The organism is Candidatus Thermoplasmatota archaeon, from assembly GCA_029907305.1.
In the GTDB taxonomy this organism is placed as follows: domain Archaea; phylum Thermoplasmatota; class E2; order DHVEG-1; family DHVEG-1; genus JARYMC01.
Genome location: JARYMC010000045.1, coordinates 1 through 11,864, shown reverse-complemented (window position 1 = coordinate 11,864; position 11,864 = coordinate 1). Strand labels below are relative to the sequence as shown.

Annotated in this window: 12 protein-coding genes and 1 tRNA gene; 4 read left to right on the top strand and 9 right to left on the bottom strand. The window is 35.7% G+C overall.

Going from position 1 to position 11,864, the window contains the following annotated elements:
- Nucleotides 1-346: 346 nt before the first annotated feature.
- Nucleotides 347-419 (bottom strand) — tRNA-Pro (locus QHH19_04535).
- A 94-nt stretch (nt 420-513) separates the two neighbouring features.
- Between QHH19_04535 and QHH19_04530 the strand changes: the two genes are divergently transcribed.
- A complete protein-coding gene (locus tag QHH19_04530) occupies nt 514-777 on the top strand; it encodes a SemiSWEET transporter (GenBank protein MDH7517592.1) in 264 nt (87 codons plus the stop codon).
- 12 nt (nt 778-789) lie between these two features.
- On the opposite strand, the gene QHH19_04525 is transcribed toward QHH19_04530, so the two are convergent.
- The 4 genes from QHH19_04525 to QHH19_04510 all read right to left on the bottom strand — a co-directional run bounded on the left by QHH19_04525 (nt 790) and on the right by QHH19_04510 (nt 4,591).
- A complete protein-coding gene (locus QHH19_04525; protein MDH7517591.1) occupies nt 790-1,992 on the bottom strand; it encodes an aminotransferase class I/II-fold pyridoxal phosphate-dependent enzyme in 1,203 nt (400 codons plus the stop codon).
- Between the two features lie 113 nt (nt 1,993-2,105).
- Nucleotides 2,106-3,614: an ATP-binding protein gene (locus QHH19_04520; protein ID MDH7517590.1), complete on the bottom strand. Its 1,509-nt coding sequence runs from the start codon at nt 3,612-3,614 to the stop codon at nt 2,106-2,108.
- On the bottom strand, nt 3,601-4,257 hold the full coding sequence (locus QHH19_04515; protein ID MDH7517589.1) for a hypothetical protein: 657 nt from the start codon (nt 4,255-4,257) through the stop codon (nt 3,601-3,603). The genes QHH19_04520 and QHH19_04515 overlap by 14 nt, the downstream gene beginning before the upstream one ends.
- On the bottom strand, nt 4,229-4,591 hold the full coding sequence (locus QHH19_04510) for a response regulator (protein ID MDH7517588.1): 363 nt from the start codon (nt 4,589-4,591) through the stop codon (nt 4,229-4,231). The genes QHH19_04515 and QHH19_04510 overlap by 29 nt, the downstream gene beginning before the upstream one ends.
- A 291-nt stretch (nt 4,592-4,882) precedes the next feature.
- Here QHH19_04510 and QHH19_04505 point away from each other — a divergent pair, with 291 nt between their 5' ends.
- Complete coding sequence (locus QHH19_04505; protein MDH7517587.1) at nt 4,883-5,362, top strand: hypothetical protein; 480 nt, start codon at nt 4,883-4,885, stop codon at nt 5,360-5,362.
- Nucleotides 5,363-5,383: 21 nt separating this feature from the next.
- Here the strand turns inward: QHH19_04505 and QHH19_04500 are convergent, their stop codons facing one another.
- Nucleotides 5,384-6,919: a hypothetical protein gene (locus QHH19_04500; protein ID MDH7517586.1), complete on the bottom strand. Its 1,536-nt coding sequence runs from the start codon at nt 6,917-6,919 to the stop codon at nt 5,384-5,386.
- A 110-nt stretch (nt 6,920-7,029) separates the two neighbouring features.
- On the opposite strand from QHH19_04500, the gene QHH19_04495 reads away from it, so the two are divergent.
- Together QHH19_04495 and twy1 are read left to right on the top strand one after the other, a co-directional pair.
- A complete protein-coding gene (locus QHH19_04495; protein ID MDH7517585.1) occupies nt 7,030-7,602 on the top strand; it encodes a nitroreductase family protein in 573 nt (190 codons plus the stop codon).
- A gap of 463 nt (nt 7,603-8,065) precedes the next feature.
- Nucleotides 8,066-8,995, top strand: a complete 930-nt coding sequence (twy1, locus tag QHH19_04490) for a 4-demethylwyosine synthase TYW1 (protein ID MDH7517584.1) — start codon at nt 8,066-8,068, stop codon at nt 8,993-8,995.
- Nucleotides 8,996-9,019: 24 nt separating this feature from the next.
- Here twy1 and QHH19_04485 read toward each other — a convergent pair whose 3' ends face one another.
- From QHH19_04485 to pyrE, 3 genes are read right to left on the bottom strand one after another with little or no spacing between them, the layout of a single operon-like run.
- Nucleotides 9,020-9,793 (bottom strand): ATP/GTP-binding protein, encoded by a 774-nt coding sequence (locus tag QHH19_04485; protein ID MDH7517583.1) that lies wholly within the window; start codon nt 9,791-9,793, stop codon nt 9,020-9,022.
- A 3-nt stretch (nt 9,794-9,796) separates the two neighbouring features.
- Nucleotides 9,797-11,128, bottom strand: a complete 1,332-nt coding sequence (purD, locus tag QHH19_04480) for a phosphoribosylamine--glycine ligase (protein MDH7517582.1) — start codon at nt 11,126-11,128, stop codon at nt 9,797-9,799.
- A 56-nt stretch (nt 11,129-11,184) separates the two neighbouring features.
- Nucleotides 11,185-11,706 (bottom strand): orotate phosphoribosyltransferase, encoded by a 522-nt coding sequence (gene pyrE, locus QHH19_04475; protein ID MDH7517581.1) that lies wholly within the window; start codon nt 11,704-11,706, stop codon nt 11,185-11,187.
- Between the last annotated feature and the right edge of the window lie 158 nt (nt 11,707-11,864).

The window sequence follows — 11,864 nt, the reverse complement described above, 5'->3', positions numbered from 1 at the left end:
GTATTTATTTTTATTATTTCATTTGTTTTCGTGCTAACATTCTTATTACTAGTAATAACTGTGGCAGTTACTACACTACTTAAAATCATAGCAACTGCTACGATTAATACTGTAATGAATGTTGTTGTTTTCGTCAGCTTCTTACTAAAAATAGTTCTATCTCTCACAAATTTTTTCATACACTACCTCCCTCTAACAAGTTGTTAACGTTTGTTAATATATAAACTTTACGCTAGACATAAACTATCAATGGCATGATTCATGTTAACAATTAAACTTTAATAAATGTTTTGCTAGTTTTCTCCATAAAAAGAAATAATTTTTTTCTACACAAAAACAATAATAATGGGCCCGTTGAGATTTGAACTCAAGTCACCAGCACCCCAAGCTGGAAGGATACCAAGCTACCCCACGAGCCCAAAGCAGGTATGCATACCTGTTTCTATACAAAAAACTTATTATCATATTCTAGAAAGATTTAATATGGCTCTCTCGATGACGTAGCAATTAAAGATGGACTCTACTCTATTAAACATCCTAGGGTTAGTTGCAGGAGCTGTAACCTCCATTGGTTTTATACCACAACTGATCAGAGGATATAGAACAAAAAAACTTGATGACGTCTCGTATTATATGCCTATAGTTTTAACATTTGGTATGTCACTCTGGTTTATCTATGGTATATACTCTAACAGTCTACCTATCATGGTTGCTAACGCTTTTGGTATGGGCTGCTGCATATCACTAATAATACTGAAAAAATTGTACTCACCATGAGAATACAAGGTTTTATTCAAGTCTTTTTTTCATGAAAACTTCTAGTTTATCAAAGGCTTTTTCCAGTGTTTCTAGTGGTGGTAAGATAACTGCTCTGAAATGTCCTTTTCCATATGTTGCACAGAAACCTGAACCGTTTACAACCAAAACATGCGCCTCATGCAACAGATCCAACACAAACTCTTTATCATCTCTCCACAGCCTTTTCTCCATAGCCTCTATTTTTGGGAATATGTAGAAAGCACCATCTGGTTTCGCTGTTGATATCCCCTCGATTTCATTAAGCCTCTTATATGAGAAATCACGCCTTTCCCTAAGTTTTTTATTGGTTTCTTTTATGTGATCCTGTGGCCCTTTTAATGCTTGCACACATGCTTTTTGGCACACAGAGCTAGCGCAGAGTCTTGAGCGGGCTATACGCATAAAAGCATCTTGAACCTCGTTTAGTTCACCTGAGTGATGGAATAGTACATACCCTATGCGCCATCCTGGCATTAGATAAACCTTTGAGAAACCATTGAAGGTTATCACCGGCACATCCTTAGCTAGCGATGCTGTTGCACATTGCTGTCCATCAAACGTCAAATCATCATATATCTCATCAGATATAACTGGTACCTGGTATTCCCCTGCGATATCAATTATTTCTTTGATCACCTTCCTTGAATACAAAGCACCAGTTGGGTTATTCGGGTTTATCACCACAATACCTTTTGCGCGGTTAGAAATTTTTTTCCTAATTTGATCCACATCAGGCTGCCAGCCCTCTTCTTCTATACAGCGATAAGGCACTGGTAAAGCATCGTTCACACGTGTTATAAGTGTGTACTGCGGGTAGGTTGGACCTGGTATCAACAGTTCATCATTTGGGTCAAGAGACGCGTTAAGAAGAATCTGCAAAGCCTCAGTCACACCAGTGGTTACACATACATCATCCAAGGTGTAGTCAACATTGTTACGTTTTTTTTCTCTATCAATAATAGCCTGACGCAACTCTTTGTAACCCTCAGATGGTGTGTAACCGTTGAACCCATCCTTTGCTGCCTGATACAACGCATCTTTTATATGCTGTGGTGTATCAAAATCATAGGCGTTAGGATCCCCGATGTTAAGCTTCAGGATTTCTACACCTTTTTTTTCTATCTCATTTGCTGGTAACAGAACATCCCTAATAGCATAGGATACGCTATGCGAACGTTTAGATGCCTTTATCATAATCTAATCACACGTACCCCATCATATGCAATAAGAATAAATATTTGATGGTACAGAAAACAAATGGACCTATCAACAAAAAAAAAAAACAACTTTTTTTGACGACAAATCCTCTATTCTTCCCTAACTATGCATCTAAAAACGTTTTTATCCTTAATATATTGCATTGTCTCATGTACTAGAACAGCAGAACCATCCTTGGTTTTGTGTATAGTTTTAAAATCGATGCTACCGTTTTTCTTCGCCTCATTTATCCTATTCATAATATCTTTTTTTGACTCAAGGGCATCAAAATCAGCCATGTTTAAAGAAAGCATCTCATCTCTAGTGTAACCAAGCCTCTTGTAAAGGTTTTCATTACAATCAAGGATGTTTGCATTTTCATCAGATAAAAACACTGAATCAAACTCGTTTTCAACCCATTTGTTTTCACTCACACAAATTATTTCTCTATTTTTCTCTGTGATGTTTTTTGATGAGAATAAAGTCTTTATCGGCTCAGTCTCTCTAACCGGTTTATGTGGTACAGTGAAATAAAAAGTGCATCCCTCACCTGGTTTACTCTCAACCCATATCTTCCCTTTTTGTGATTCCACTATCCCCCTGCATATAGTAAGACCTAGCCCTGTTCCACCATATTTCCTGTAATCCTTTTTTTCAACTTGGTAGAAAGGCTCAAAAACCCTCATCTGGTCCTCAGGCGATAAACCGCATCCATAGTCTCTGACATAAAAAAGAATGAAATCATCCTTTGATTCAGCACCGATTTCCACCTCACTATTCTCATCTGAAAATTTTATCGCATTATTTATAAGGTTTCTCAGAACCTGACTCACCCTATCCGGGTCAACCTCTATTATTGGCAGCTGATCAGTTTTTGTGATTAACTTTATGTTTCTTTCATTTGCAAAACCTCTCATCAACTCAACTGTCTCCTTAACTGTTTCTCTTAGATCTGTTTCTCTGAAAACAAATTTCAGTCTAGCTGCTTCTATCCGTGATATCTCTAAGAAATCAGATATTATCTTATCAAGTCTATCAGCGTTTCTAATAACTATTGATAAACTCTCTTTTTGCTCCCGTGTAAGCTTACCGAAATACTCGTTTTCCAGCACCTGCAACTGTGCCTTCATAGGCGTCATAGGGCTTCTTAGCTCATGGGATGTTATATTTAGGAATTCTGTTTTTGCGTTTTCCATGTCCCTTATTTCCTTCTGCATTTTTGCCAATGCAGCTGTTGTATTGTTAAAAGCATTGCTTAACTCTTGAATCTCATCATTTGTTTTTATGTTTGTTCTCACATTAAAGTTTCCTTTTTCCACCTCTTTTGTAGCCTCATATAACTCCTTGATTGGTTTAGAGATAGATCTTGATACCAAGAAACCTATTATACCTGCATCTATGGCTATAATTACTATTATCAAAACCGCGTTGAACCCTATCAAGTTGAGTTGTTCAGGTTTAAGTTCTGGCACAGCTGATGTCAATACCATGTAGAAAAAGGATATGCCTAGTATAGGTGCGATAAGTGCAACTATCACAAATAGCAATGTTAGTTTTTTGTTTATGCTAGAAAAAAAAGTTTTTTTTATCCCCTTTTCTCTCTCCTTATCTACAACCATCGTATACCTCTACGTTACCCTCCTCATCAACATCAAATATTGTCATACCCTCTGTCATCCTACTCGTAAACATATAAGAACCATCTAGTAAAGACCTTTTTTCATCCTGTGATAAACTAAGTTTATCCAATTTTATTAAAGGACTTGGAAGATATGGCCTATGGTCTTTTAAAGCAAAAAATACTCCCCTGCAATTCCTCTCATCAAGTATGTTGATAAGGTTTTGAAGAAAATATTCTATGGCATTCTCCTTCTGATACGTGAACAAATTGCTCAGCGAATCAAATATCATATAATCAAACCCGTTTTTAAGTAACTCATATATGTTTCTTGATAAGTCTGTTAGATCAATTGGTGGATCTATAAAACGACAGTTACTCACATCTGAAATGTTTCTAACAGTTTTTGTTATACCATCTATAAAAACAAAATTGTCTGTATTCACGTTTTTTGTTTTTAAAAGCTCTATCAACGCATCATAGGTTTTATTTAGAGTTATATAACATGTTTTTTTGCTGTTGAGTTGTTTAACAACATTCACTATTATTTTATCATAGTTTATAATCGGTACTAATAGTAAGGTATTCAGGTTATCCCTGCATTGTATCTTGATGTCAAACTCGTTGATCATATATAATCCCATCAACCCTCTTTATTAGGTCTTCGACATCAAATGGTTTTTGAATAAAATCTACAATGTTTTCTTGGTTGAGCAGATCCTGTTTTTCCGCTTCTGAGCTTCTTACAACACTTAGAAAAGCTATTTTTATGTTTTTTATTTCTTTTATAACATCTCTAACAGGTATACCAGGCATCATAATGTCGAGCAATATTAGATCTGGTTTTTCTTCACGTAAAATGCTTAGGCAGTCCTCTCCATCTATTGCTGTTATCACTCTATACCCCTTCTTTTCCAATATAATTCTTATAGTATCCCTGACATCTGGTTCGTCATCAACAACTAATATCGTTTTCATTTCTCTCTCACCACAATATTTTACCCAAACTTTTTTTTTTATACCACCCTTTTTGTTATTGTTAACTCTAAATCTTTTTTAAGGTAGAGTTTTCATCCCATCATATAATAATAACTTCTATTTTTAATAATATCTTATTTAGGTATAAAGCTTTGGGTTTTTTTTACAACCTAGGCTATAGGAGAACCGTCGTTTTTTTCATTTTGGTATTTTATCAAAGAATCTTTAAATACTATTCATGACACAAGTTAACAAGATACAATATATTGTTGAAGAGGCTAGCAGAAAAATATGAAGAGGTTAACAAAAACACTATTGAAACTCATCATTTTTTCCACATTGTTAAACCTACCCCTCTTAACAATAATACACATAATAGGTATCGACGCATTCTTAGACTCATTCGAAAACCCTGATGTATACCACGTCATCGCAACAGACATATATTCTTTATACATCAACACGGGACAAGAAAAATACATCCTACTACAGAAAGCATCTCACCCAAGGTTCTATGTAAAAAACGGTGACACTATACTATATTATAATAATGAAGGCAAAACAGCCTGTAACAAGGTATATCAGATAAACTCTGCTGGAACAATAAAAACATATGATGTTACAGGTGAAAACATTGGTGAAACACCGATTTATGAAACCCAAATATATGGTAAAGTCCTATGTTTTATCGACAGCAACCCATGGAACATTCTTTCAATAAAAATATGGGAAATATCTACTCATACAACAAATTTTAACACATTTTTTTAAACAAAAAACTAAAAGGCTAAGCTAGGAATCTGGTTTTATAACCTCAGATGATCCACTAGCGACTAATAACTCACTCAATATATTATGATAATCCTCTGGTTTAGAGTCAAGCAGTTTCCTCGCATAATCTTTTAAGAATTCACCATATTCTATTTCTATATTTGAGTACTGCCATTTTTTGTCTTTCTCCTTCTGGAAAACCAACAAAAAAGCATACGCCAAAGATTTAACCTTTGGGTCATCTGATCTCCTCTTTATTTCACCAAGCGCTTTTTCTTCACCAAAAGCCTTGTAGGTTCTAGCTATATGGTCAGCGAATTTTGCTAGAGGCGGCAAAAAACTGTATCTCGGTAGGCGAGATAAAATATCCTGACGCTCCTTGTAGTTGAAAGCCATCTCCAGAGTATTAGATGGCGTATCATTCAAAGAAAAAATGTCTTTAGCTACGTCCTCGTTATCTATTATTGTGCGGATAACATCTAGACCATATTTTTTCCAAAAGCATTCCAGCACCTTGTTTGGTGTCACATTGTTTAGTACAACTGGTTCTTCAACCTGTTTTAGTATAAACTCTAAACCTATTCTCTCATACTTGTTTGGTTTCAACGCCTCAATGAAACCCTTCACATCCCTACCATATGAGACTCCATCTAAAACCAGTATTTTCTCCTTAGATGTTTTTATTGCTTTCTCGCGTTCCTCTAAATTCTTTCTAATAAACTCGTTATCATTTATCTTACCAGATAAGTACTCATCTAGGTAAAGTGTTTTTTGTTGTATATCTAAACAAGTTTGTTTTACAACTTGACCAACAACCTCTATCTGAAAATCATCTGACAGGTTTGACTCTAGAAGATATTTTGTCACCCTAAAAATTGTGTTATCTGTTGACTTAGTGCAATCCTCGCAGATGGCAAATAATGTGTCCGCAGACTTCCAGTGTATCCTAAGGTAATTTTTTCTAATAAAATCCTTGTTCTTTGCGTTTTCCGCAGGTATATGGTTACAGACCAAAACATTTTCCTGATTAGATAAACCTGTTTTGTTTATTATAAAATCTACAAAACCGTCTGGCGGACTCGGTTTGAGACCAGTTGAAACAAAACCCTTATCCCATGAATAAACATGTAGCTTTTTTTTCATCGCAATATCTTTGAATCCTAATAGTCTCAGCATAGGATCATCGAAATGTTGGACTGCGACAAGTTTTTCTTTATCTGCTTTCCCCCTCTGAGCATATGTTACATCACCACTGGGAAACTGTGCAACCGCAAGGTATGGTGCTTTTTCTGAATGAGCTATAAGAAGGGTACCGGCTAGTGCCCCATCCAAGCCTCTTTTTTTGGATAGTTTTTCGAGTTTCTTTACATCATCCCTAAACCTATAGATTTTGTCTAAGTTTTTTCTGATTTTATTAAAATATTTTTTTGAGTAATCATCTGCGCAGTCTGGCAGGAGTATATGAGGGTTTTCTTTTAGTTTCTTCGCGTTTTCTACAAGGTTTTTTTCTGTTGATTTGGTTGCTGTTCTAACAAAAGCCTTCATTTTTTTAGCCATCTTTAAAACCCCTGTTTCTTAGAACAGTTAAAGCATAATGCTATTTTTAATTTTGTTTTTTTCAGAAAATTTATTTATAATACTGGTTATTGATTTTGAGGTAATCCTATATGGATGTTTACGATGCTATAGTTTCAAGAAGAAGTATAAGACGTTTTCAGCAAAAACCAATAAAAATTGAGTTGCTTAAAAAATTTGTTAATGCAGCTAGGCTTGCTCCATCCGCTGCGAACCTTCAGCCCCTTGAGTATTTTATTGTAACAGATAAGGAGTTATGCTCTAAAATATTTGAAACAATAGGCTGGGTAGCATATATTACACCAAAATGGACTCCCAGTTTGGAAGAACGACCAACCGCGTATATCATCATACTTGTTAAGGATTTAAACAACAAATATTATGAGAGAGATGTTGGTCTTGCATCAGAAAACATAGTTTTAGCTGCTGAGGGAGAAGGCATTGGGAGTTGTATCTTGTGTAACATAGACAGAGATAAAATCCGTGATATACTTAAGATACCTGATGATCTGCATATAGATTCTTTGATATCACTTGGTTACAAAGCAGAACAACCAGTCGTAGAAGATTTGAAGGATTCTGTTAAGTATTGGCGCGATAAAAATGGGGTGCTACATGTCCCAAAACGGAGATTAGAGGATATAATTCATATAAACAAGTTTTAGTAGAACAGAGGAAAAGATTTTAACCCAGAAATACCCAGGAATACCAATCCTATATTTTCTTATGTGGCTCATGTCCCTAAATCATCGGACAAAACGACTCACATAAGTCATCTTTCTCCTTGAATCATGATCTGAGGAATCCTTCATGCTGTTCATATCTGGTAGTCCGATAATTCGTGGAGAAGAGCCAAATTTTAATCTGTTGGTCTTTTTAATCATTTTTATATTTCCCCCCCATTTATCGAGTTTTATATTATATCCATATTTAAATATTTATATTGAAGCTAACCAATAATAAGTATTATTAATTCACCTATATATAACTTGTTATAAAATTATATATTTTTATTGTTAACCTTAGAAATTTTTATTTATTGTGCATAACAAAAAATAGAAAGGTGTATTACAACATACTTAAAAATGCAAATTAATTATATTAGATAACAAGGATCGTTTATCGTTTATGCATAACGAATTACAAAAAACACTCAAAAAACAACATTATGCTATTGTAGGCGAGCACTCAGGGGTTAAACTATGTCATTGGATGAGACAGAGTCTTCTTTTTAAACGCGAGTGCTACAAACAGACTTTTTATGGAATAAAATCTCATCGTTGTCTACAGATGACACCCGTGGTTAACCAGTGTACACACATGTGTCTTTTCTGCTGGAGACATCAAGGTTTCACTGAAAAGGAACTTAAAAAAGTGGATGAACCAAAATATATTTTAGATGGATGTATAGAGGCTCAACGCAAGCTTATCACTGGTTTTAAGGGTGACAACCGATGTGACCAACAAAAATGGATGGAGGCAAATAACCCTAATATGGTTGCTTGTTCATTATCTGGTGAGCCTACTTTGTATCCAAGGCTTGGTGAGTTTTTTGAGGAATGCCATAGACGTGGTATGACAACGTTTCTTGTTACTAATGGTACAAACCCAAAAGCTCTGGAGAAACTGGTTCCTCTGCCAACCCAGTTGTATGTCTCAGTTGTTGCACCAAACAAAGACGTTTACAAAAAATTGTGTTCACCCTTGATTCATAATGGTTGGGAAAAAATCATTCAGACCCTCGAGTTGTTGCCATCACTTAACACTCGTACTGTTATACGCCATACTTTGGTTGAGGGATGGAACATGAAAGATGAATACATAAAGGAGTATGCTAAACTTGATGAGAAAGCATCTCCGTTGTTTATTGAGCCTAAGGGTTATGTTTTGGTTGGTTATTCAAGGAAAAGGATGAACATTTCTAATATGCCTTCTCATAGTAGTGTTCATGATTTTGGTGAAAAACTTGCGAAACATTTGGGGTATAACCTGTTGATGGAAAAGGCTGATTCCAGGGTTGTTTTGTTGTCTTGTGATAAAAAAGTCAAAAAGATTTGATGAAGGGAAACTAAAAATTTTTTTTTAGTCTTTCATTAGGTCTTCTCCGCCTTCGAACTGTAGCTGAATTTGTGTGTATATATCTTCTACGCCCATGTAGTTTTCTTTGCTTGTTGGTATGAGTCTAGTGTTTTTTTCGAATCCCTGTATTAGTTGTAGTATCCCCTCGCTCATCTCTCTATGTATTGAGGGTTCTTCTTTTGATATTGCATAGTAGAGTTCATCTGGTTCTTCTGACCATTTTTGCACGTTTTCTAGTTCCTGTTTTGTCATCATGTCTGCTTTGCTTAGTATGTTTATCTGTGGTTTGTTTAATCTGAAGCTTGTGTTTATTGATAGTAGTTGTTGTGATACGAATCCTGATGCTGTTTTTGCTAGTGCGTAATCAAGTAGGAAACCGATGATTGTTCTCTGTGGGTTTAGAAACTCTATTATGTATTTTCCTGCTTCTCTGAAAACAAATAACTCAAGTTGACCTGGTGTGTCCATCAGTACATAGTCTGTTTTGAATGATTCTATGCTTTTTTTTATATCAGATGTGTTTAATGCTATCATATCTGCACAGGCTATCTGCGCACCATTGGGTCCTAGCTCGTAGGTCTCCATTATCTCTTTTAGTGATACCCAGTCTCTTATGTCCACATCTGGCTCATATGGCAGGTTTTCTGCACCTGGATCAAGGTTTACAGTTACAGTATCTATGCCTCTTAGCTCCATCCAATTTTTAAAAAAACCTGTCAATGTTGATTTGCCTGATCCTGCTGTGCCAATGAAATATAAGAATATCTCTTCTTTCATAGTTTAGCTTCCACGTATCTCATTCATATGTTTTACACGTTTATCTAAAAGCTCTTTTGTACCAATATCATGTCTTATGAATATATGATTACTTTTAACATATTTCAATGCTTTTTCGCATGTTTCTTCAGCATCAGACAAGGCATCTGCGATGCCGACAACAGCCAGTGAACGTGAACTTGTTGTGAGAACATACTTGTCTTTTTTATCAACTGAGGCATAGAATAGTTTAGCACCTGTTTTTTTGATCATTTTTTCGTCAACAAAGATTTTTTCCCCAACCATGCTTTTAAAACCGTATCCCTCAGGTACAACGTATTTACATACAGTTGATTTCTTTTCTAACCTGATTTTTTTGTTGCTTAGATCTCCATTTATCATTGCGTGGCAGATATCAACAAAATCTGTTTCCAGTAGTGGTAAAACATTCATGGCCTCAGGGTCACCGAAACGTGCGTTGATCTCAATTATTTTTGGTCTATCAGCTGTGAGCATAAACTGACCATATATAGGGCCAATGTATCGGCAGCCTTCTTTATCCATAGCCTCTGTAACCTTTTGCAGTATAGCAGTACCTTCTTCGTATTCGCTTTTTGACAGAAAAGGTAAAAGACCATTTGAACAAGAATAGGAACCCATACCACCTGTGTTTGGGCCTTTATCATCAGGCAATAACCTTTTATGATCCTGAACAGCAGGCAAAGGTATAGTACTGTATCCATCTGAGAAAGCCTGTAGCGTGAATTCTTCGCCAACAGCTTTTTCCTCAATTAAAACCTTAGCAGCACCACCAATCTTTTTAGATATAACCTCCTCAGCATAAGCAACAGCCTCTTTAATCCCATGGAAATGATCACCAGCTACTTTTACTCCTTTTCCACCTGTGAGCCCAATGGGTTTTATCGCTACTTCACCATTAAGATCCTCAATGAATTTTTTTGCTTTTTTAGCATCTGTGAAACTCTCATATTTAAGTTGACCACAAACCTTATGTTTTTTTAGTAAGTTGCGCATCCATTCTTTATTGGTTTCAATTTTAGCCGCTTCACGCGTAGGTGAACTAGCACGTATACCATTTTTTTCTAGCTCGTTCACAACACCGGCTTCTAATGGGGCTTCAGGACCAACAACAACCAAATCAATCTTTTTCTTTTTAGCAAACTCAACAATACTTTCAACATCTGTATCCCTCGTAAGTAGAACATCCTTTGAAAGACGCTTAATACCAGGGTTCATGTTATGCATAACAGAATAAAGGTTTACATTTTTAGAACGGCAGACCGCATCGCAGATAGCATGCTCTCTAGCGCCACCGCCAACTACCAGTATATTCAAATTGAATTCCTCCCCAAACTTTTTTTTGAATAATAATTCAAATATTTAACTATAACTTATTTTTTCAAAATCTCACTAACTGTTAACAATGGAACAAAATCTAAACCCATCTCCTCAATTTTCTGTCTAGCACCACTCTCACGGTCAACTACAACCAAAACCTTGTCTAACTTAGCCTCGCTGTTACGCAGAATATCAACAGTTTTTATTATAGAACCACCACTAGTCGCAACATCCTCAACTATCAACACCCGTTTACCTTTTACATCTCCGCCTTCAATTTGTTTACCGGTTCCATGTTCTCTTTTTTCTTTGCGGATGATAACATATGGTATATTTGTTTCAAGAGATAATGCTACAACAAGTGGGACTGCACCAAGTTCCATACCAGCAAGCAGATCATATTTGTCTTTGTACGCAGCCATGGCTTCAGCGATTTTTTTAAGAATCCTAGGATTTGTGCTTGCTTTTTTTATATCAATATAATAATCACTTATTGCACCGGATGTTAAAACAAAACGTCCAAACTGGATAGCCTGGCATTCTTTTAGCAGCTCTATGAGCTCTTTCTTATTCATACAATTTAGCCGTAATAATATTTGATTTATAATCTTATGTCCAAAAACTACTGCTGCATTTTTTCTTTTGCCAGTACTTCAGAAAGTAGAAATTTATACTATTTTTTACTCTGCAACAACTCAACCTCATAAGACCAACAAACATGATCCCTTTATTT

What these genes read in the sequence shown, in the direction of transcription:
- QHH19_04525 (MDH7517591.1), bottom strand. Translation starts at nt 1,992, where the DNA reads ATGATAAAGGCATCTAAACGTTCGCATAGCGTATCCTATGCTATTAGG.
- pyrE (MDH7517581.1), bottom strand. Translation starts at nt 11,706, where the DNA reads ATGAATAAGAAAGAGCTCATAGAGCTGCTAAAAGAATGCCAGGCTATC.
- QHH19_04515 (MDH7517589.1), bottom strand. Translation starts at nt 4,257, where the DNA reads ATGGGATTATATATGATCAACGAGTTTGACATCAAGATACAATGCAGG.
- QHH19_04510 (MDH7517588.1), bottom strand. Translation starts at nt 4,591, where the DNA reads ATGAAAACGATATTAGTTGTTGATGACGAACCAGATGTCAGGGATACT.
- QHH19_04505 (MDH7517587.1), top strand. Translation starts at nt 4,883, where the DNA reads ATGAAGAGGTTAACAAAAACACTATTGAAACTCATCATTTTTTCCACA.
- twy1 (MDH7517584.1), top strand. Translation starts at nt 8,066, where the DNA reads ATGCATAACGAATTACAAAAAACACTCAAAAAACAACATTATGCTATT.
- QHH19_04495 (MDH7517585.1), top strand. Translation starts at nt 7,030, where the DNA reads ATGGATGTTTACGATGCTATAGTTTCAAGAAGAAGTATAAGACGTTTT.
- QHH19_04520 (MDH7517590.1), bottom strand. Translation starts at nt 3,614, where the DNA reads ATGGTTGTAGATAAGGAGAGAGAAAAGGGGATAAAAAAAACTTTTTTT.
- QHH19_04530 (MDH7517592.1), top strand. Translation starts at nt 514, where the DNA reads ATGGACTCTACTCTATTAAACATCCTAGGGTTAGTTGCAGGAGCTGTA.
- QHH19_04500 (MDH7517586.1), bottom strand. Translation starts at nt 6,919, where the DNA reads ATGGCTAAAAAAATGAAGGCTTTTGTTAGAACAGCAACCAAATCAACA.
- QHH19_04485 (MDH7517583.1), bottom strand. Translation starts at nt 9,793, where the DNA reads ATGAAAGAAGAGATATTCTTATATTTCATTGGCACAGCAGGATCAGGC.